15 protein-coding genes are annotated in these 19,571 nt (G+C 71.9%); 3 read left to right on the top strand and 12 right to left on the bottom strand.

Features of this window, described 5'->3' with window-relative positions; all coding sequences use genetic code 11:
* Positions 1–53 precede the first annotated feature (53 nt).
* Positions 54–1,328: an alpha-hydroxy acid oxidase gene (locus M1D56_RS10850; RefSeq protein WP_282978589.1), complete on the bottom strand. Its 1,275-nt coding sequence runs from the start codon at positions 1,326–1,328 to the stop codon at positions 54–56.
* Positions 1,297–2,031, bottom strand: coding sequence for a FadR/GntR family transcriptional regulator (locus M1D56_RS10845; RefSeq protein WP_456283582.1), 735 nt, complete (start codon positions 2,029–2,031; stop codon positions 1,297–1,299). Before M1D56_RS10845 ends, M1D56_RS10850 begins: the two co-directional genes overlap by 32 nt.
* 69 nt (positions 2,032–2,100) lie before the next feature.
* On the opposite strand from M1D56_RS10845, the gene M1D56_RS10840 reads away from it, so the two are divergent.
* Positions 2,101–3,015 (top strand): pseudouridine synthase, encoded by a 915-nt coding sequence (locus M1D56_RS10840; RefSeq protein WP_456283581.1) that lies wholly within the window; start codon positions 2,101–2,103, stop codon positions 3,013–3,015.
* 243 nt (positions 3,016–3,258) lie between these two features.
* A complete protein-coding gene (locus M1D56_RS10835) occupies positions 3,259–4,794 on the top strand; it encodes a DUF222 domain-containing protein (RefSeq protein WP_456283580.1) in 1,536 nt (511 codons plus the stop codon).
* A gap of 56 nt (positions 4,795–4,850) precedes the next feature.
* Here M1D56_RS10835 and M1D56_RS10830 read toward each other — a convergent pair whose 3' ends face one another.
* The 5 genes from M1D56_RS10830 to rhaI all read right to left on the bottom strand — a co-directional run bounded on the left by M1D56_RS10830 (position 4,851) and on the right by rhaI (position 11,444).
* Positions 4,851–5,810 carry a serine hydrolase domain-containing protein gene (locus M1D56_RS10830; protein WP_456283579.1) on the bottom strand — a complete coding sequence of 320 codons (960 nt, stop codon included), beginning with the start codon at positions 5,808–5,810 and terminating at the stop codon, positions 4,851–4,853.
* A complete protein-coding gene (locus M1D56_RS10825) occupies positions 5,807–7,219 on the bottom strand; it encodes a rhamnulokinase (RefSeq protein WP_456283578.1) in 1,413 nt (470 codons plus the stop codon). The genes M1D56_RS10830 and M1D56_RS10825 overlap by 4 nt, the downstream gene beginning before the upstream one ends.
* Before the next feature lie 88 nt (positions 7,220–7,307).
* Positions 7,308–9,344: a bifunctional aldolase/short-chain dehydrogenase gene (locus M1D56_RS10820; protein WP_282978575.1), complete on the bottom strand. Its 2,037-nt coding sequence runs from the start codon at positions 9,342–9,344 to the stop codon at positions 7,308–7,310.
* 120 nt (positions 9,345–9,464) lie between these two features.
* Positions 9,465–10,232 carry a DeoR/GlpR family DNA-binding transcription regulator gene (locus M1D56_RS10815; protein WP_456283577.1) on the bottom strand — a complete coding sequence of 256 codons (768 nt, stop codon included), beginning with the start codon at positions 10,230–10,232 and terminating at the stop codon, positions 9,465–9,467.
* Positions 10,233–10,265: 33 nt separating this feature from the next.
* The gene (gene rhaI, locus M1D56_RS10810) at positions 10,266–11,444 is read right to left on the bottom strand and encodes an L-rhamnose isomerase (protein ID WP_271172744.1); all 1,179 of its coding nucleotides are present in this window, start codon (positions 11,442–11,444) and stop codon (positions 10,266–10,268) included.
* 172 nt (positions 11,445–11,616) lie between these two features.
* Between rhaI and M1D56_RS10805 the strand changes: the two genes are divergently transcribed.
* Positions 11,617–12,594 (top strand): LacI family DNA-binding transcriptional regulator, encoded by a 978-nt coding sequence (locus tag M1D56_RS10805; protein ID WP_282978571.1) that lies wholly within the window; start codon positions 11,617–11,619, stop codon positions 12,592–12,594.
* Positions 12,595–13,044: 450 nt separating this feature from the next.
* On the opposite strand, the gene M1D56_RS10800 is transcribed toward M1D56_RS10805, so the two are convergent.
* From M1D56_RS10800 to M1D56_RS10780, 5 genes are all read right to left on the bottom strand, one after another.
* Positions 13,045–14,076, bottom strand: a complete 1,032-nt coding sequence (locus M1D56_RS10800; RefSeq protein WP_421074401.1) for a LacI family DNA-binding transcriptional regulator — start codon at positions 14,074–14,076, stop codon at positions 13,045–13,047.
* A 57-nt stretch (positions 14,077–14,133) separates the two neighbouring features.
* On the bottom strand, positions 14,134–15,000 hold the full coding sequence (locus M1D56_RS10795) for a sugar phosphate isomerase/epimerase family protein (protein WP_421074402.1): 867 nt from the start codon (positions 14,998–15,000) through the stop codon (positions 14,134–14,136).
* Positions 14,997–16,202 (bottom strand): dihydrodipicolinate synthase family protein, encoded by a 1,206-nt coding sequence (locus M1D56_RS10790; RefSeq protein ID WP_456283576.1) that lies wholly within the window; start codon positions 16,200–16,202, stop codon positions 14,997–14,999. The genes M1D56_RS10795 and M1D56_RS10790 overlap by 4 nt, the downstream gene beginning before the upstream one ends.
* A 5-nt stretch (positions 16,203–16,207) precedes the next feature.
* Positions 16,208–17,335, bottom strand: coding sequence for a Gfo/Idh/MocA family protein (locus M1D56_RS10785; RefSeq protein WP_456285234.1), 1,128 nt, complete (start codon positions 17,333–17,335; stop codon positions 16,208–16,210).
* Between the two features lie 163 nt (positions 17,336–17,498).
* Positions 17,499–19,565 carry a beta-galactosidase gene (locus M1D56_RS10780; protein WP_456283575.1) on the bottom strand — a complete coding sequence of 689 codons (2,067 nt, stop codon included), beginning with the start codon at positions 19,563–19,565 and terminating at the stop codon, positions 17,499–17,501.
* Between the last annotated feature and the right edge of the window lie 6 nt (positions 19,566–19,571).

The following is a 19,571-nucleotide window of genomic DNA, read 5'->3' as shown; positions in this document are numbered from 1 at the left end:
GTAGCGCGCGGAAGGGGCGCCGGGACCGATCCCGACGCCCCTTCCGTTCGAGGTCAGGCACGCGCGGCGGCGGCCTCGGCCGCCGCGACGTGCGCGGGGGCGACCGGCACGAGGCGGCTGAGCTGCGTCACGTGGCGCGGCTCGAGCTCCTCGAGGGTGGAGACGCCGAGGAGTGCCATGGTGCGCTCGATCTCGGTCCGCAGGATCGCGATCATGCGGTCGACGCCCGCACGGCCGCCGGCCATGAGCCCGTAGAGGTACGCGCGGCCGACGAGCGTGAACTTCGCCCCGAGCGCGACCGAGGCGACGATGTCGGCGCCGTTCATGATGCCCGTGTCGATCATCACGGTCGCGTCGGAGCCGACCTCGCGCACGACGTTCGGCAGGAGGTGGAACGGCACGGGGGCGCGGTCGAGCTGACGGCCGCCGTGGTTGGACAGCACGATGCCGTCGACGCCGAGGTCGACGAGGCGCTTGGCGTCCGGCACGTTCTGCACGCCCTTCACGACGAGCTTGCCGGGCCACATCGAGCGGATGATGTCGAGGTCGTCGTACGAGATGGTCGGGTCCATCGCGGCGTTGAGCAGGTCGCCGACCGTGCCGCCCGTCGACGAGAGCGACGCGAACTCGAGCTTGGGCATCGTGAGGAAGTCGAACCACCACCACGGGCGCGGGATGGCGTTCACGATCGTGCCGAGGGAGAGCTGCGGGGGGATCGAGAAGCCGTTGCGCTTGTCGCGCAGGCGGGCGCCCGCGACCGGGGTGTCGACCGTGAACATGAGGGTGTCGAACCCGGCCTTGGCGGCGCGCTCGACGAGGCCGTACGAGATCTCGCGCTGGCGCATGACGTAGAGCTGGAACCAGTTGCGGCCATTCGGGTTCGTCGCCTTGACGTCCTCGATCGAGGTCGTGCCGAGCGTGGACAGCGTGAACGGGATGCCCGCGGCGGCGGCGGCGCCCGCGCCCGCGTACTCGCCCTCGGTCTGCATGAGGCGCGTGAACCCGGTGGGCGCGATGCCGAATGGGAGCGCGCTCGGCCCGCCGAGGATGGTCGTCGACGTGTCGACGTGCTCGGCCGGCCGGAGGATGTCGGGGTGGAACTCGATGTCCTCGAAGGCCTGGCGGGCGCGCGCGATCGAGAGCTCTCCCTCGGCGGCGCCGTCGGTGTAGTCGAACGCGGCCGCCGGTGTGCGGCGCTTGGCGATCGCGCGCAGGTCGTACGTCGTGAGCGCCGCCTCGAGACGGCGTCGCTTGCCGTTGAGGTCGGGCTTCTTGAACTGCATGAGCTCGAGGAGCTCAGCGGGGTTGGGCAGCTGGCGCTTGAGCATTCTGCTCCCTCTCCGTGGTGATCTGGTCGTAGTAGGTCGTGATGTGGTCGCGGATGGCCGTGGCCGCGGCGTCCTCGTCGGAGTCGGCGATCGCCGCGAGGATGCCGCGATGCTCATCGCGGAGCCGCGCGCAGGTCGCGGTCCAGTCGCCGACCGCGTGCGCTCCCGCGGTCACATAGGACTCGATCGCCGATCGGAGGCCCGCCATCGTCGCCGTGATGACCTGGTTGCCCGAGGCCTCGGCGAGCGAGAGATGGAACTGCTGATCGAGCGCGAGGAACTCGGCCTCCGAGAGCGAGGGCTCGTCCATCGCGTCGAGGAGCGACGTCGCGGCCGAGAGGTCGGGGGAGATGCGCGCGAGATGGCGCGCGACGTGCGTCTCCAGCACGAGACGCGTGTCGACGATGTCGGACACGGGGAACCCGCTGGCCGCGAGCTGCAGCCGCATGAGGGCCGACATCCCGCCGCCGGGAACCGCGACGATGATCGCGCCCGACGAGGGGCCCGAGCCGGTCGCCGTGCGGACCAGGCCGAGCACCTCGAGCACGCGGATGGCCTCGCGCACGCTCGAGCGCCCGACGCCGAGCTCGGCCGCGAGCGCACGCTCGCCGGGGAGGCGGTCGCCGGGGGCGAGCGATCCGTCGAGCAGGGCGCGCTCGAGGTGGGAGAGGACGCTCTCCCAGGCGCGCTGATCGTCTGCCATGACGTCTCCTGTGGTCAGACCACTGTGGTCAGACCACACGTTATCACGTCTGCGGGGTACCGTCGAGGGATGCCCCGCTCCCCGCTTCCGCAGCGTCATGGCCTCGATGCGGCGTGGGTGCGGACGCCGCGCACGAGCCCGCACGCTTCGCTGCGCGACCACCTCGCCGCGCACATGCCGCGCCTGCGGCCCGAGCGTCTCGACGAGATGCTCGACGAGGGCGCCTTCGTCGACGACGAGGGCCGCCCGTTCGCTCCGGATGCGCCGTTCCGTCCCCATATGTTCGTCTGGTTCCACCGCGATCTGCGCGAGGAGGCGGAGGTGCCGTTCCCGCTCGAGGTGCTGCACCAGGACGAGCGGATCGTCGTGGTCGACAAGCCGCACTTCCTCGCGACCATCCCGCGTGGCCGGCACGTCCAGCAGAGCGTCGTCGTGCGCGTTCGCCGCATGCTCGGCCTCCCCGAGCTCTCTCCGGCGCACCGTCTCGACCGCGTGACCGCGGGTGTCCTCCTCCTCACGACCGAGCGGCGGTGGCGGCGCGCCTACCAGTCGATGTTCGAGGAGCGCGTGCCGCAGAAGGAGTACGAGGCGGTGGCCGCGGCGCCCGGCGACCTCGAGCTGCCCGCGCACGTGCGCAGCTGCATCACCAAGGAGCACGGCGTCATGCAGGCGTTCGAGCACGATGACCGCCCGCCGAACGCGCACACGCTCATCGAGCTCATCGAGGAGAGCGGCGGCCTCGCGCGCTATCGCGCGACGCCCTTCACGGGGAAGACCCACCAGATCCGCCTGCACATGAACCGGATCGGGCGGCCGATCGTCGGCGACCCCATCTACCCGCGCGTGCAGGAGGTCGACATCGACGACTTCTCATCCCCTCTGCAGCTGCTCGCGCGCACGCTGCGGTTCGTCGACCCCGTCGACGGCACGGAGCGGGAGTTCGAGAGCCGACGGGTGCTGGAGGCGTTCCCAGCGCAGAAGTGACGGCGCGGTGCGTTGGGCGACGCACGTCCGTGCCCCGCGGGCGCGGTGTCTGAGGCCTGACGCCGGGATTGGGAGCGACGATCCCACGCCCGCTTCGTTATCGTTCTGTGACCTATTGTGCTTCGTTCTAGCTCGTAGGGGTCTTCGAATGTCCGTGGTGGGCGGGACACTGGTGTCATGAGCGATGGGGCTGTGTGGGGTGAAGGGGATGGTCCGTGCCCGACGGCTTCGGAGCGTGCGGCGGTGGAGTCGGCGATCGAGGCGATCCGGGCGGCGGACAGGGTGATCGCTCACGCGCAGGCGGCGCGTCAGATGGCGTTGGCGTCGGCGTCGCAGGTGGCGTGGGCGCAGCATGAGCGGCAGGTCGCGGCCGGGGGTTCGTCGCGGGCGTGGGCGCATCGGGCGATCGCGGAGGAGATCGCCGCGGCCACGCACACCCCGGGCCGGTCGGTGGAGCGGCAGATGAACGACGCGACGAACCTGGTGTCCCGGTTCCCGGTGGTGCGGGACCGGCTCGCGGCGGGGACGGTGTCGCTGCCGCACGCGCGCACGATCGTGCTGTGCGGGGACCGGCTCGATGACCCTGCCGTGCGGGCGACGTATGAGGTGCGGGTGCTGGAGCGGCTGGACCGGGTGCCGATGACCGCGGCGGCGTTGGCGGAGGTGGCGCGGAAGGTCGCGCAGGAACTGGACCCGGTCTCGATCAGCGACCGCCACAAGGCCGCCCGGAAGAGGCGGCGGGTGGGGTTCCGGCCCGGGGAGGACGCGATGGGCGCGTTCGACGCGGAGGTCGCGAACGTGCTCGGGGTGGGGATGATGGACCGCATCGACCAGATGGCGAAGACCGTCATCGCCGCGCGCGCCGCCGCCCGCCGCGCCGGCGACCCGGCCGCGCTCGCGGATGACCGCACCTTGGATGAGATCCGGGCGGACATCTTCACCGACCTCACCCTCACCGGCACCCCCACCGGCCACGACCACCTCTACGGCGCCACCTTCGACTGTGCGGATGCGAAAGCCGGCGATGTCGGACTCGGCGCCACAGGCACAAGCGGCGCGGATGCGGACGTGAAGGCGGGTGATGTGGGCCTGGGCGTCATGGGCGTCGACGGCGACGCGGGCGCAAGCGCTGATGCGGGCGCTCGCGCGGACGCGCGCACGTCACCCGGCGCGGCCGCCGGATCCGGTTCGGACGCTGCCTCGGCCGCGGGATCGGGTGCGGCGTTCCGTTCCCCGAAATCTCCGGCGGTGGGGCTCGGGGCGATCCGCGGGAGCGTGCACATCACCATCCCCGCCGAAGCGCTCGCCGACCCCACCCACAGAACCGAGGGCGCCACCCTTGCCGGGGCAGGACCGATCCCGATCATCGACGCCAAGGAGATCGCCGCGGACGCGACGATCTGGAACCGTGCGTTCACCGACGCGCACACCGGGGTCCTCCTCACCGTGGACCAGAGATTCCCCACCACCGCGCAGCGGCGGTTCCTGAAGGCGCGGGATGAGCGGTGCCGGTTCCCCGGGTGCCGGCAGGCCATCCGCAAGCACTACGTCGACGTCGACCACACCCACCCCCACTCCCGGGGAGGGCCCACGAACGTCCGGAATCTCGAGTACCTCTGCGAGACACATCACATGCTCGAGCAGATGACCCAATGGACCGTCACCCAGACAGAAGGCGGCGTGCTCGAATGGACCTCCCCGAACGGGCGCGTCTATACCGACACCCCGCCACCGGTCGCCCGCTTCACCCCCGACGACGACGAACCACCACCCTTCTGACACGACACCGCGTCTCAGGGGAGAACTCTGCCCTCGGTCATGCGCGCTCTGAGCGCTCAGACCCTCGAGATGATCGCGTTGTCGAGTTGATCGGCGTCGAGGCCGTGGCCGTTCGCGCGGTTCGTCAGCAGCGTCCACGCGATGCCCGCGGTCGGATGGATCCAGAACTCGGTGCCCGACCATCCCGCGTGCCCGTAGACGTCGCGGTCGATGAGGGCGGGCGCGCGCGTGCGGAGGTTCCACGAGAAGCCCCAGTCCTGTCCGCGCTCCGCGGGGTACGGCTCGAGGCGCGGCACGCCGGTCGTGAGGGGGCGGAGCATCATCTCGAGGGTCGCGGGGCGCACGACGTCCGCGCCGCCGCGGAGCAGGGCCGAGCCGAGCGCCAGGAGCGCTCCCGCCGTGCCGATGGCGCCCGCGCCCGGGTGCCGCGAGGCGGCGAAGCGGTCGAGGTCGAGACTCGCCTCGATGTCGGGGATGCGGTGCGGGTCCGCGTCCTCGTCGAGGACGAGTCCGGGCGCGAAGGCGCGCACCTCGTCCTCCCACGACCGTCCTGTCGCGTGGCGGACGAGCTCGGCCGCGCCCTGGAATGCGATCGACGAGTAGCGCGATGCGGTGCCGACGGCGAAGTCGCGGCCAGGGCGGCGCAGCGCCGCGGCGAGCCCCTCGACCGGGTCGAGCGTCGGCTCGATGAGCCCCGAGGTGTGCGCCATGAGGTGCTCGAGGCGCACGACGTCGTCGCGGGCGGCGGCCGCCTCGGGCACGGCGTCGGCGAGCGGGGTCTGCGACGTGAGCAGGCCGCGCTCGATCGCGCGCGCGGCGGCGAGCCCCGTGAGCACCTTCGTGATCGAGAACAGGCGGTACGGATCGTCGATCCGCGCGGTGCGGCCATCCGTCGCGCCGAAGGCATCGAGCGCGACGACGCCGTCGGCCGTCGCGATGCCGAGGACCGCGGTCGGGATGCGGCCCGCGTCGACGTGGCGGCGCGTCCAGTCGAACGCCGCGCCCCAGCCGGTCATGCGCGGGGCGCGAAGCGTCGCGGCGCGGTCGTGCGCGCGACGAGCTCGCGCAGATCCTCGAGGGAGCCGGAGATCTCGCCGAGCGCGCGGGCCTGGACGAGCACGTTGCCGAGGGCGGTCGCCTCGACGGGCCCAGCGAGCACGGGGAGACCGGCGCGATCGGCGGTGAGCTGGCAGAGGAGCTCGTTGAGCGAGCCGCCGCCCACGAGGTGGATGGCGTTCACGCGCTTGCCGGAGAGCTCGGCGGCGGCGTGGACGGCGTCCGCGAACGCCGACGCGAGGCTCTCGACGATGCAGCGCGCGAACGCGGCACGGGACTGCGGCACGGCGAGCCCGCGTTCGGACAGCCAGCTCGCGATCCGGTCGGGCATCCCGCCCGGCGCCGTGAAGACGGGGTCGTTCGCATCGAAGACGGGCTGCGGCGCCTCGACGGCCGCGGCCTCGGCGAGCAGGGCGGGCAGGTCGATGGTCTCGCCCGACTCGCGCTCCCACGCGCGCACCGACTCCGAGAGGAGCCACAGGCCCATGACGTTGTGCAGGAAGCGCACGCGGCCGTCGACGCCGCCCTCGTTCGTGAAGTTCGCGGCGCGGCTCGCCTCGGTGAGGACCGGCGCGTCGAGCTCGACGCCGACGAGGCCCCACGTGCCGCAGCTGATGTACGCCGCATCGGGGTCGGTCATCGGGATCGCCGCGACGGCCGAGGCCGTGTCGTGCGAGCCGACCGCGATGACGGGCGCGTCGAGCCCCGTGGCCGTGCGCACGGCGTCGCGTAGCGTGCCGATGCGGTGGCCGGGCTGCACGAGGGTCGGCAGGAGGCGCGAGGGGATGCCGAGGCTCTCGGCGAGGGGGCGGTTCCAGTCCCCGCCGCCCACGCGCAGGAGTCCCGTGGTCGACGCGTTCGTGCTCTCGGCGACCTTCTCGCCGGTCAGCCAGTAGGCGATGAGGTCGGGGATGAGCAGGGCCTCATCGGCGAGGTCGAGCGTGCCGGCGATGCGGTCGGCGGCGAGCTGGTAGAGCGTGTTGAACGCGAGGAACTGCAGACCGTTCTCGCCGTACAGCTCCTCGAACGGAGCGACCGCGTGGACGGCGTCGACGCCGGCGGCGGTGCGGGCATCGCGATAGTGATAGGGCGTGCCGAGCATGCGGCCGCCGCGGAGGAGAGCGTAGTCCACGGCCCACGAGTCGATCCCGATGGCGGCGACGTCGCCGGTCTGCGCGGCGGCGCGGAGGCCCTCGACGATCGAGCGGTAGAGCTCGAGGATGTTCCAGTGCAGCCCGTCGATCGTCTCGACCGGGGTGTTGGGGAAGCGCGCGACGGCTTCCAGGCGCAGCTCGTCGGGGCCGACGTGGCCGAGCATGACCCGGCCGCTCGTGGCTCCGAGGTCGACGGCGGCGACGGTGACGGTCATGGGCGGGACGCTCCTCAGGGGAAGGGGATGGCGGGGGAGGAGCCCGGCGCGCGCGTGTGCGGTCGCGCGCGCCGGGCTCCGGGACGGGTCAGCGCAGGAAGGCGGCTGCGACGCCCGAGTCGACGGGGATGTGGAGACCCGTGGTGCGGCTGAGCTCGGGGCCCGTGAGCACGTAGACCGCGTCCGCCACGTTCTCGGGGACGACCTCGCGCTTGAGGATGGTCCGGTTCGCGTAGAACTGGCCGAGCTCCTCTTCCTTCACGCCGTAGGTGGCAGCGCGGTTGGCGCCCCAGCCGGCGGCGAAGATGCCCGAGCCGCGCACGACGCCGTCGGGGTTGATGCCGTTCACGCGGACGCCGTGCTCGCCGAGCTCCACCGCCAGCAGACGCACCTGGTGCGCCTGGTCGGCCTTGGTCGCCGAGTAGGCGATGTTGTTCGGGCCCGCGAAGACCGAGTTCTTCGACGAGATGTAGATCACGTCGCCGCCCATGCCCTGCTCGATGAGCGCCTTGGCTGCCGCCTTCGAGACGAGGAACGAGCCCTTCGCCATGACGTCGTGCTGGAGGTCCCAGTCCTTCTCGGTGGTCTCGAGCAGCGGCTTCGACAGCGACAGGCCGGCGTTGTTGACGACGAGGTCGATGCCGCCGAACGCGAGCAGCGTGGCGTCGATCGCGGCCTGGACACCCTCCGCGTCGGCGACGTTCGCCGCGACGCCGATCGCGACGTCCGAGTTGCCGAGCTCGGCGGCCGCCGCCTGCGCCTTCTCGAGGTCGAGGTCGGCGACGACGACGCACGCGCCCTCGGCGGCGAGGCGCTTCGCGATGGCCTTGCCGATGCCCGATGCGGCGCCCGTGACGAACGCGATGCGACCCTGGTGGGTCTTGGGCTTCGGCATGCGCTGGAGCTTGGCCTCCTCGAGCGCCCAGTACTCGATGCGGAACTTCTCCGCGTCGGAGATCGGCGTGTACGTCGAGAGGGCCTCTGCGCCGCGCATGACGTTGATCGCGTTGACGTAGAACTCGCCCGCGACGCGCGCGGTCTGCTTGTTCGCGCCGTACGAGAACATGCCGACGCCGGGGACGAGCACGATGAGCGGGTCGGCGCCGCGGATGGCCGGGCTGTCGGCGGTCGCGTGCGCCTCGTAGTACGCCGTGTAGTCGGCGCGGTACTGCTCGTGCAGCTCCTTCAGGCGCGCGATCGACTCCTCGACCGACGCGGTCGCGGGCAGGTCCAGCAGCAGCGGCTTGACCTTGGTGCGGAGGAAGTGGTCGGGGCAGCTCGTGCCGAGCTCGGCGAGCGCGGGCGCCTTCTCGGAGGCGAGGAAGTCGAGCACCGTGTCCGAGTCGGTGAAGTGGCCGACCATCGGCTTGTCTGTGGACGCGAGGCCGCGGATCGTCGCGGCGAGCGCGGCGGCCTTCGCGCGGCGCTCGGCCTCGGGGAGAGCCTCGAAGCCCGGGCGGACGCCGCCGAACGGGTCGGCCTTGCCGTTCTCGTCGATGTACTTCTGCGCGGTCTCGATGATCCAGAGCGAGTTGCGCTCGCTCTCCTCGCTCGTGTCGCCCCACGCCGTGATGCCGTGACCGCCGAGGATCGTCCCGACCGCCTGCGGGTTGGCCTTCTTGATCTCCGCGATGTCGAGGCCGAGCTGGAAGCCGGGGCGGCGCCACGGGACCCAGACCACCTTGTCGCCGAAGATCCGCGCGGTCAGCTCCTCGCCATCCGCCGCGGTCGCGATCGCGATGCCGCTGTCGGGGTGCAGGTGGTCGACGTGCGCGGCGTCGACGAGGCCGTGCATCGCCGTGTCGATCGACGGCGCCGCACCCCCCTTGCCGTGCAGGCAGTAGTCGAACGCCGCGACCATCTCGTCCTCGCGCTCGATGCCGGGGTAGACGTCGACGAGCGCGCGCATGCGGTCGAGGCGGAGCGCGGCGAGGCCCTTCTCGGTGAGCGTGCCCAGGTCGCCGCCCGAGCCCTTCACCCAGAGCAGCTCGACGGGCTCTCCGGTCACCGGGTCGGTGTCCGTGCCCTTGGCCGACGTGTTGCCGCCGGCGTAGTTCGTGTTCTTCGGGTCGGCGCCCAGCCGGTTCGACCGGGCGATGAGGTCAGCGACAGTGGGGTTCGTCATGAGGATCCTTCGAGGGATGTCGGACGCGTCGGAGGCACCGCGTCGTGTGCTCTGTTGTGAATTATCTCACGAAGTAACACACGAGGCAATGGTCGTCCGCGGAATCGGCCGTGCGGCCGGTCAGAGGATGGCGACCAGCTCGCGATAGGGGGCGAGTGCGGGGTCGCGGGGGTCGAGCTCGGTCACGAGGAGCGAGATGCGCTGCCACGGGAGGCCGAGCGCCAGGGCGTTCTGCCCCAGCTTCGCGCTGTCGGCGAGGAGGATGGTCTCGTCCGCCGACTCCGCGAAGGCGGCCTTCACCTGGGCCTCGGCCATCGTCACCTCGAACGCTCCGCGCTCGGGCTCTACCGCCGACGCCGACGTGAAGAAGCGCCGGTAGTGCAGGCTCCGGGCGGCGGCGCACGCGATCGGGCCGACGAAGCTGTCCGTGCGCGGCTCGGCCTCGCCGCCCACGAGGATCGCGGTGGAGCCCGGTGCGCGCCGGGCGACCTGGAAGTTCTCGTGCGAGTTGGTCGCGACGAGGAGCTCGCGCGCGGTGTCGTCGGGGAGCTGCGAGAGGAGCACCCCGACCGTCGACGACGCGTCGGCCGCGATCGCGCCGTCGAGGGGGAGGAGGTGCTGCACCTTGCGTGCGATGGCGAGCTTCGCCTCCGCGCCCGTGGCCATCCGCTCGGTGAACGAGCGCGGCCGCGCGGATGCGACGGCGCCGCCGCGGACGCGCCGCAGCATCCCCTCCGCCTCGAGGTCGGCGAGGTCGCGGCGCACGGTCATCGCCGAGACGTCGAGCGTCGAGGCCGCCTCGTCGATCCGGACCCGTCCGCTCTTCGAGAGGAGGTCCAGGATGCGCGCGCGGCGCGCCTCGGCGTCGACGGTCCCGGTGGTGGCCATATCGCCGATGCTATCCCCGGAGGGCGAGGCCGCTTACGCGCCCCAGCCCGCCTGCACGCCGCCGACGCGCTCGGCCTCGATCCGCTCCTGGTAGCCGGAGGCGAGGTAGGCGGCCATGGGGTCGGCGGGCAGGCCGCGCGACTCGCGCCACTGCGCGAGGGCCGGGCGCACGTCGGTGTAGAACGCGTCCATGAACACCGCGTTCGCGGCGAGCACGTCTCCCGAGACCTGCGCGGCACGGAGCGCGTCCTGGTCGACGAGCAGCGCGCGGGCCGTCATCTCCTGGACGTTCAGCACCGAGCGGATCTGGCCGAGGATCTTGTTCTCGACGTTGTGGCACTGGTCGAGCATGAACGCGACGTCGGGGTTCGCGTAGCCGCCGCCGCGGATGACCTCGAAGAGGATGCGGAAGAGCTGGAACGGGTCGGCCGCGCCCACGATGAGGTCGTCGTCGGCGTAGAACCGCGAGTTGAAGTCGAACGAGCCGAGCTTGCCGAGGCGAAGCAGCTGCATGACGATGAACTCGATGTTCGTGCCCGGCGCGTGGTGTCCCGTGTCGAGGCACACCATCGCGCGCTCGCCGAGCGTGGCCACCTGCGCGTACGACGTGCCCCAGTCGGGCACATCGGTGTGGTAGAACGCGGGCTCGAAGAACTTGTACTCGAGCACGAGGCGCTGCTCGCCCGAGAGGCGCTCGTAGATCTTCTGGAGCGAGTCGTTCAGGCGGTCCTGTCGGCCGCGCATGTCGGCCTGGCCGGGGTAGTTCGATCCCTCGGCGAGCCAGATCTTGAGGTCGCGCGAGCCGGTCGCGTTCATGACGTCGATGCACGCGAAGTGGTGGTCGATCGCCTTCTGGCGGATCGCCGCGTCCTCGTGCGTGAGGGCGCCGAACTTGTAGTCGTCGTCCTGGAAGGTGTTCGAGTTGATCGTGCCGAGCGCGACGCCGTTGTCCTCGGCGTGCTTGCGCAGGTCGTCGAAGCTGTCGACGAGGTCCCACGGGATGTGCAGGGCGACGGATGGCGCGAGCGCGGTGAGCCTGTTCACCTGCGCGGCGTCGGAGATCTTCTCGAACGGGTCGCGCGGCGTGCCGGCGGTCGCGAAGACCTTGAAGCGGGTGCCGGAGTTGCCGAACGCCCAGGACGGGAGCTCGATCGCCTGCTTCTCGAGCTGGCCGAGGATCTCGTCGCTCAGGACGGAGGAGGGGGTCGTCATCGACAGTGCCTTTCGCTTTAAAACGATTCAATCGATCGTCGTGTTCATGGTGGCACAGCGCCGGCGCGAGGTCAACCGGCGCGGCCGTCACGGCAGTCATCCGATGCGGACGACGTCCGTCGCGACCGGGCCATCCGACGCCTCCCCGATACGATGAGCGGGGAGGTGGCGGATGACCGTCAGCGTGAAGGATGTCGCCGCGGCAGCCGGCGTCTCGGCCGGCACGGTGTCCAACGCTCTCAACCATCCCGAGCGGGTCGCCCCGGAGACCGTCGAGCGCGTGCGCCGCGCCATCCGCGATCTCGGATACGTGCGGAACGACGCCGCGCGGCAGCTGCGCGCGGGCCGCAGCCGCAGCGTCGGGCTCATCGTGCTCGACATGCGCAACCCCTTCTACGCCGATGTCGCCCGCGGTGCCGACGCGCGCGCGGAGCAGGACGGCCTGTCGGTGCTCGTGTCCGACAGCGCGCGGGACGGCGAGCGCGAGCGCCGGCTCGTCGACCTGTTCGCCGAGCAGCGCGCGAGCGGGGTCATCGCGACGCCGCTGACCGGCGACCTCGAGCACTTCGAGCGCCTCGCGGAGCGCGGCGTTCCGGTCGTTCTCGTCGATCACGAGGGCGACTCGGATGGTCTGTCGACCGTCTCCGTGGACGACCGGAAGGGTGGGCGGCTCGCGACAGAGCACCTGCTGGCGCGCGGATGCACGCGGATCGCGTTCGTCGGCGGCCCGAGCGGGCTCCGTCAGGTGCGCGACCGCTTCGAGGGGGCGCGCGCCGCGGCATCCGCTGCGGGTGCCGCGCTCGAGCGCGTCGAGATCGACGACCTCACGGTGCGGCACGGCCGCGCAGCGGGGGAGGCGCTGCTGCGCCGTCCGACCGGCAGGCGACCGGACGGGATCTTCGCCGCGAACGACCTCGTCGCGGTCGGCCTGCTGCAGGCGCTCACGATGACGGGCGGCGTGCGGGTTCCCGACGACATCGCGCTCGTCGGCTACGACGACATCGACTTCGCCGCGTCGACGGTCGTGCCGCTCACGTCGGTGCGCCAGCCCGCTGAGCTGCTCGGCGCGACGGCGATCGAGCTGCTCGCGCAGGAGCCCGGGGAGCACGTGCGCTTCGAGCCGCAGGTCGTCGTCCGCGCGACGGCGTAGCCCGGGCGGTCACGCCGCGAGGATCAGCCACAGCGACGCGACCGCGAGCGCGAGGTACGGGTGCGTGGGTTATCCGGGGGCGTTTTCGGCGTGTGGTGAGACATGGGTGGTCGGGGCGGCGTCCGTGTCTCACGCGCGGCGGTTATCCGGGGGCGTTTTCGGCGTGTGGTGAGACATCGGTGGCCGGGCTGAGTGTCCGTGTCTCGCCTGCGGCGGTTATGCGGGGGCGTTTCCGGCGTGTGGTGAGACATGGGAGGTCGGGGCGGCGCCCTTGTCTCACGCGCGGCGGTTATCCGGGGGTGTTTCCGGCGTGTGGTGAGACACGGGCGGCCGGGGTGGGTGTCCGTGTCTCACCTGACGTGGGTATCCGGCGGCCATTCCGGCGAGAACTGAGACACGGGATCCCAGGATGGCCCGGAGTCGCGTCGTCTGCCGCGCGAGGCCGCCGGGTCACTGGCGCGGAGGCGTGCTGTCGCGGACGAGCACCTCGAGCGACACTGGTGCGGGCGGCGTCCAGTCGTCCTCGACGGCGGCGCGGAGCGCCTGGGCGCCGAGCTCCTCCAGGGGAAGGTGCACCGTCGTGAGACCGGGGGTCACGTCGCGTCCCGTGGCGATGTCGTCGAAACCCGCGACGGCGATATCCGAGCCGGGCGCGCGCCCGGCATCGCGGATGGCCGAGATCGCGCCGATCGCGACGACGTCGCTGATCCCGAAGAGCAGCGTCCCGGGCTCGAGGCCCTCCTCGAGGAGGCGCGTGGTCGCCTCGTAGCCGGCATCGCGCGAGATCTGGCCGCGGACGATCCGCGGCGTCGCGCCGCCGCCATCCGCGAAGCCGGCGGTGAAGCCGGCGAGACGGTCGTCCGAGGTGCGCAGGCCCTCAGGGCCGGCGAGCACGACGGCGTCGCGATATCCGAGGGCGGTGAGCTTCCCCGCGAGCGCACGGGCGCCGGCCTCGTTCTCGTACGCGACGACGCGCGTTCCGGGAAGGGCGGCGCCGAGCGTGACGACGCGTCCGCCGGTCGACTGGACGGAGGCGATCTCGGCGGTGAGCGCGTCGGCGTCGCTCGCCGTGTCGCGCGACGCCGCGAGCACGATGCCGCGGGGCCGCTGGCCGCGCAGCGCCCGCACGAGGGCGACCTCGCGCTGCGGGTCGCGCTCGGTCATCGCGATCGTGACGATGAGGCCGGCCTCGTCGGCCGCATGCGCGACGCCCGAGGCGATCTGGCCGAAGTAGGGGTCCGCGATGTCGGCGACGAGCAGGGCCACCGTCGCCGACGTCCCGCGGGCGATCGCCTGCGCGGAGAGGTTCGCGGTGTAGCCGAGGCGGTCCGCTGCGGCCTGCACGCGCTCGCGATAGGCCTCGGCCACCTTGCGGGTGGAGCCGTTGAGCACGCGCGACGCCGTGGCGAGGGAGACGCCGGCCTCGCGCGCGACGTCATGGAGCGTGGGCGCTCCGCCGGTGCGCACCGTGGTGTCGGTCATCCGCTGAGCCTATCGCCGGAGGGGCGGGAGGGTGCGCGCGGCGCACCCTCCCGCGGGTCACACGAGGTGAGGGGCGACCGCGGACTCGAAGCCCGCGATCGTGCGGCGCACGGCCTCGGCCGGCGCGGTGTCCCAGATGGACTGGTTGAGCAGCTCGACCTCGATGTCGCCGTCGTACCCGGTCGCCTCGACGGCACGGGTCATCGGTCCGAAGTCGATCATGCCGTCGCCCGGGTAGTGGCGCGACAGGAGGTTGTCGGCCTCGAGCGGCGTCTTCCAGTCGCACACCTGGTAGGTCGCGATGCGGCCCTCGCGACCCGCGCGCTCGATGTGCGCGAGCACATCCGGGTCCCACCAGATGTGGAACGTGTCCACCGTGACGCCGACGACGGACGGGTCGAAGTCCGCGGCGATGTCGAGCGCCTGGGGGAGCGTCGAGAGCACCGAGCGGTCCGAGGCGTACATCGGATGCAGCGGCTCGAGGGCGAGCGTCACGCCCGCGGCACGCGCATCGGGCGCGAGCTCGGCGACCGCGTCGCGGACCCGCTCGCGGGCGCCGACGAGGTCGCGCGACCCCTCCGGCAGCCCTCCGACGACGAGGACGAGCACGGCGCGCGAGCCCTCGGCGCCTGCGGCGGCGAGCGTCGCGGTCTCCTCGATCGCGCGGCGGTTGTCGTCGATCGCCGCGCGGCGTGCCGGGCCCTCCTCGACGGTGAACCATCCGCCGCGGCAGTGCGTGGAGTAGCGCAGGCCGGAGTCGGCGATGATGCGCGCCGACTCGTCGAGACCCGCCTCCTGCACCTGCTCGCGCCACAGGCCGATCGCGCCGATGCCGGCATCCTGCACGACCCGGACGGCCTCGGCGACCGTCGTGTACTTGATCGTCGCCTGGTTGATCGACAGGCGCGGGTGCGGGACGCTCATGCTCCGACTCCGTTCAGACGCAGGTAGTCGCTCCACCGGGCGGCCGCGAGGGAGGGGTCCTCGAGGGCGTTCGCGGCGTTCGCGAGCTCGACGATGCGGGAGAGATGGGGGATGCTGCGGGCCGAGTGGAGGCCGCCGACCATCTGGAACGCGGACTGATGGCCGTTCAGCCACGACAGGAACGCGACGCCCGTCTTGTAGAAGTACGTCGGCGCGGCGAAGACCTGACGGCTGAGCTCCTCGGTGGGGCCGAGGATGCGCAGGTACTCGTCGGGGTCGCCCGCGTCGAGCGCCTGGATGGCCGCGGAGGCGACCGGGGTGATCGCCGCGAATGCGCCGAGCAGGGCATCGGAGTGGGTCCGCGTCGCTCCCGGGGTCGCCGCCGGCTGGGTCGCCGCGGGGACGTCGGCGCCGCCGATGAGCCCGACGTAGTTGAAGTCGTCGCCCGTGTACATGCGCACGCCCTCGGGCAGGCGCTCGCGCACGGCCACCTCGGACTCGGCGTTCAGGAGGCTCATCTTGACGCCCGACACCTTGCCGGGGTTCTCCTCGATGATGCGCACGAGCGTGTTCGACGCGGTCTCCCAGTCGTCGGCGCCGAAGTAGCCGGCCAGCTCGGGGTCGAACGCCGTTCCGAGCCAGTGCAGGACGACCGGGGTCGTCGCGGCCTGCAGGACGGCGCCGTACACGCGCAGGTAGTCGGTCGCGCTCGTCGCGACGCGCGCGAGGTGGCGCGACGCCATGAGCACGGGGCCGGCGCCCTGCTCCTCCGTGAAGTGCAGCTGCTCCTTGTAGGCGTCGATCACGGCGTCGAGCGAGATCGTGTGCTCGTCGACGTGATCCGTGTTGACGCCGACGACGACCGAGCCGCCCTCCTCGCGCGCCACCTCGGCGCTGCGGCTGATCAGCTCGCGCACGGCCGTCGCGTCGAGACCCATGTTGCGCTGGGCGGTGTCCATGGCGTCGGCGACCCCGAGACCCCACGAGTACACGGCGCGGCGGAAGCCGAGCGTCGCGTCCCAGTCGATCTGGGCGGGCTGACCGGGGGTGTTGTCGCCCCAGACGACCGGCACGACGTGCGCTGCCGCGTAGGCGACGCGGCTGCGCAGCGCCTTCTGCGGCTTCGTGTAGACGCCCGCGTCGTTGAGCGCGACGCGGCTCAGGCCGCCGTCGGCGGCGACGAGGGTGAAGTGCTCCGTCATCCGACTCACTCCAGGGTCAGCTCGGGCAGGACGACCTTGGCGCCCGTGCGGCTCGACTCGAGACCGGCCTCGGCCAGCTGCACGCCGCGCGCGCCCGCGAGCAGGTCGAACGCGTAGTCGGTGCCGAGCGCGTACGACGTGAGGTACTCCTCCCACTGCTGGCGGAAGCCGTTGAGGAAGACGTCGTTCGTCGGGACCTTCTGCCAGTCGGCCTCGTAGTCGTGCGTGTCCTCGAGATCGGGGTTCCACACCGGCTTCGGCGTGGCGTTGCGGGGCTGGATCTTCGCGCCGAAGAGGCCGACGACCGCCGAGCCGTGCGTGCCGTCGACGTGAAACTCGACGAGCTCGTCGCGGTTGACGCGCGTGGTCCAGCTGGAGTTGATCTGCGCGATCACGCCGCCGTCGAGCTCGAAGATGCCGTACGCGGCGTCCTCGGCGGTCGCGTCGTAGTGCTCGCCCTTCTCGTCCCAGCGGTCGGCGATGTGGATCGACGCGTGCGAGTAGACGCTCTTCACTTCGCCGAAGAGGTTCTCGAGCACGTAGTTCCAGTGCGGGAACATGTCGACGATGATGCCGCCGCCGTCCTCGGCGCGGTAGTTCCAGCTGGGGCGCTGGGCCGGCTGCCAGTCGCCCTCGAAGACCCAGTAGCCGAACTCGCCGCGGACCGAGAGGATGCGGCCGAAGAAGCCCGAGTCGATGAGGCGCTTGAGCTTCTGGAGGCCGGGGAGGTAGAGCTTGTCGTGCACGACGCCCGTCTTGACGCCGGCCTCCTTCGCGAGGCGGGCGAGCTCGACGGCCTCCTCGACCGACTCCGCGGTGGGCTTCTCGGTGTAGATGGCCTTGCCGGCCGCGATCGCCTTGCGCAGAGCCGTCGCGCGGGCCTTCGTCACGAGGAAGTCGGCGTAGATCTCCCAGGTCGGGTCGGCGAGCGCCGCGTCGAGGTCGGTCGTGTAGTCCTCGATGCCGTGCTGGGCGGCGATCTCGGCGAGCTTCGCCTCGCTGCGGCCGACGAGGAGCGGGCGGACCGTCACCTTCGAGCCGTCGGGCAGCTCAACGCCGCCCGCGTCGCGGATCGCGAGGATCGAGCGCACGAGGTGCTGACGGTAGCCCATGCGCCCGGAGACGCCGTTCATGATGATGCCGATCTCGCGGACGGCGGGGGTGGCGGTGGTCACGATGTGCTTCCTTGCTCTCATCGAGGGCTGCCCCTCGTTGGGTAAACGCTTTCCAAGAGTGTGGCACACCGGATCTCCTGAGTGCAACCCCTCCGGATGGCGTTTTCCCACCCGGTGGGAATCAGGGGGCCGCGGTCGTGAGCACGCGCGCGGGAGCGAGGAGGAACGCCGACTCCTGCGGCCCGAGAGCCACGGATGAGATCGCCGCGCCCGAGCGGATGTCGGTGCCAGCGACATCCACGACGACGTCGGTGTCGCCGTGGTTGATGAGCGTGACGAGGTCGCCGCGGCGCGCGACCTCGACGCCGGCGGGCGGGGCGTCTCCGAGGACCGGCTCGACCGCCGCCTCCTCGATGACGAGCCCCAGGACGAGGTCGAGTCCGGCGTCGTCGGGCATGGTCGCGAGATACCAGGCCGATCCCTCGCCGTGTGCGCGGCGGGTCAGCGCAGGACGCCCGCGTGAGGGACCCGTCGTGAACGAGGCGACGACCGCGGCGTCGTCGGCGAAGAGCGCCTCCGCGAAGAACGTCCCGACCGCCTCGCGACCGTCTCCGAGCGCGAAGCGCGCCTCGCGGACATCCTCGGCGACCCAGGTCTCCGCCCCCGAGCCGTGCGAGCCCTCCTCGCCGGCGCGCTCGGCGATGTGATCGAGTGCGGGCGGCACGAGCGGGCGGAAGTCCTCGAGCGCGACGCCGAGCACGGGGCCGAGCTGCGTGAGGAACCCGCCGTCGCGGAAGCGGTCGTTCGCGTCGACGATGTCGCTGAACGGCCCGGTCAGGAGCACCCCGCCCGCGGCCGCGAAGCCCTCGAGCGCCGCGGCGCCCTCGTCGCGCAGCAGATAGAGGAACGGCGCGATCGCGAGGCGATACCGCCCGTCGACGTGCTCGGGCTTCACGATGTCGACCATGATGCCGCGGCGGTGGAGCGCGCCGTACCACTCGCGCAGCAGTGCGAGGTAGTCGATGCGGTTCGGGTGGTCGGCCGCCTCGACCGCCCACCAGTTCTCCCAGTCGAAGACGAGGGCGACCGGGGCGTCGTCGCCCGGAGCGGGCAGCTCGGGGAGGGCCGCGAGGGTCGCCCCGAGCGCGGTGACCTCCCGCCAGGTGCGCGTGCGCGTGCCCGCGTGCGGGAGCATCGCCGAGTGGAACTTCTCGGAGCCCGCCCGCGACTGCCGCCACTGGAAGAAGAAGATGCCGTCGGCCCCGCGGCCGACCGACTGCGCGGTCTCGGCGGCGAGCTGCCCGTCGCGCTTGGACGGGTTCGCCGGGCGCCAGTTCACCGCGTCGGCCGCCTGCTCCATGAGCAGCCACGGACGGCCCCGCTTGAGCGAGCGGACGAGGTCGCGCTGGAAGGCCGTGTTGCGCACGCGATGCGGATCGAGCGGGTCCGGGTAGCAGTCGTCGGTGATGACGTCGATGTGCGGCGCCCACGTCGTGTAGTCGGCGGGCTTGAACGGGCCCATCATGTTCGTCGAGATCGGCTGCGTCGCGCCGGCGGCCCGGATGATGTCCCGCTCGGCGAGGTAGCACTCCAGCCACATGTCCGACATGAAGCGGTGGTAGTCGAGCACCTGGGACGGGTTCCGGCTGTACGGGGCCCTGCGCGGCGGGAACACCTCCTCCCACGCGCCGTATCGCTGGGCCCAGAAGTCGGTGCCCCACGCGGCGTTGAGGGCGGCGATCGTCTCGTAGCGCGCGCGCAGCCAGCCGCGGAACGCGTCGCGCGCGGCGTCCGAGTACTCCACCGGAAGGTGGCAGCCCGATTCGTTGCCCACGTGCCACATGACGACGGCGGGGTGCTGCGCGTAGCGCTCGGCGAGGCGGCGGACGAGCTCGGCGGCGAGCCGCCGGTAGGTCGGCGAGGCGGGGGAGTGGTGCTGCCGCGAGCCGTGCCAGTACGGCGCGCCGTTCTCGTCTGCGGCGAGGATGTCGGGGTGCGCGACCGTGGCCCACGGCGGCGGCGAGGCGGTCGCGGTGGCGAGGTTCACCCCGATCCCGCCCGCGTGCAGCTTGCCGATCACGGTGTCGAGCCACGCGAAGTCCCACACGTCGGGCGCGGGCTGGATGCGCGACCACGCGAAGATCCCGAGGCTCACGGTGGTCACCCCGGCCTCCTGCATGCGCAGCACGTCGTCGTCCCAGACGTGCTCCGGCCACTGGTCGGGGTTGTAGTCGGCGCCGTAGAGCATGGTCCT

The sequence above is a fragment of the Microbacterium sp. JZ101 genome, from assembly GCF_053903175.1.
This window is presented reverse-complemented; position numbering and strand designations above follow the sequence as displayed.

Bases quoted from the DNA above. Each gene is read 5' to 3' on its own strand.
- M1D56_RS10850 (WP_282978589.1), bottom strand. From the start codon at position 1,328: ATGCTCAAGCGCCAGCTGCCCAACCCCGCTGAGCTCCTCGAGCTCATG.
- M1D56_RS10845 (WP_456283582.1), bottom strand. From the start codon at position 2,031: ATGGCAGACGATCAGCGCGCCTGGGAGAGCGTCCTCTCCCACCTCGAG.
- M1D56_RS10840 (WP_456283581.1), top strand. From the start codon at position 2,101: ATGCCCCGCTCCCCGCTTCCGCAGCGTCATGGCCTCGATGCGGCGTGG.
- M1D56_RS10830 (WP_456283579.1), bottom strand. From the start codon at position 5,810: ATGACCGGCTGGGGCGCGGCGTTCGACTGGACGCGCCGCCACGTCGAC.
- M1D56_RS10825 (WP_456283578.1), bottom strand. From the start codon at position 7,219: ATGACCGTCACCGTCGCCGCCGTCGACCTCGGAGCCACGAGCGGCCGG.
- M1D56_RS10820 (WP_282978575.1), bottom strand. From the start codon at position 9,344: ATGACGAACCCCACTGTCGCTGACCTCATCGCCCGGTCGAACCGGCTG.
- M1D56_RS10815 (WP_456283577.1), bottom strand. From the start codon at position 10,232: ATGGCCACCACCGGGACCGTCGACGCCGAGGCGCGCCGCGCGCGCATC.
- rhaI (WP_271172744.1), bottom strand. From the start codon at position 11,444: ATGACGACCCCCTCCTCCGTCCTGAGCGACGAGATCCTCGGCCAGCTC.
- M1D56_RS10805 (WP_282978571.1), top strand. From the start codon at position 11,617: ATGACCGTCAGCGTGAAGGATGTCGCCGCGGCAGCCGGCGTCTCGGCC.
- M1D56_RS10800 (WP_421074401.1), bottom strand. From the start codon at position 14,076: ATGACCGACACCACGGTGCGCACCGGCGGAGCGCCCACGCTCCATGAC.
- M1D56_RS10795 (WP_421074402.1), bottom strand. From the start codon at position 15,000: ATGAGCGTCCCGCACCCGCGCCTGTCGATCAACCAGGCGACGATCAAG.
- M1D56_RS10790 (WP_456283576.1), bottom strand. From the start codon at position 16,202: ATGACGGAGCACTTCACCCTCGTCGCCGCCGACGGCGGCCTGAGCCGC.
- M1D56_RS10785 (WP_456285234.1), bottom strand. From the start codon at position 17,335: ATGAACGGCGTCTCCGGGCGCATGGGCTACCGTCAGCACCTCGTGCGC.
- M1D56_RS10780 (WP_456283575.1), bottom strand. From the start codon at position 19,565: ATGCTCTACGGCGCCGACTACAACCCCGACCAGTGGCCGGAGCACGTC.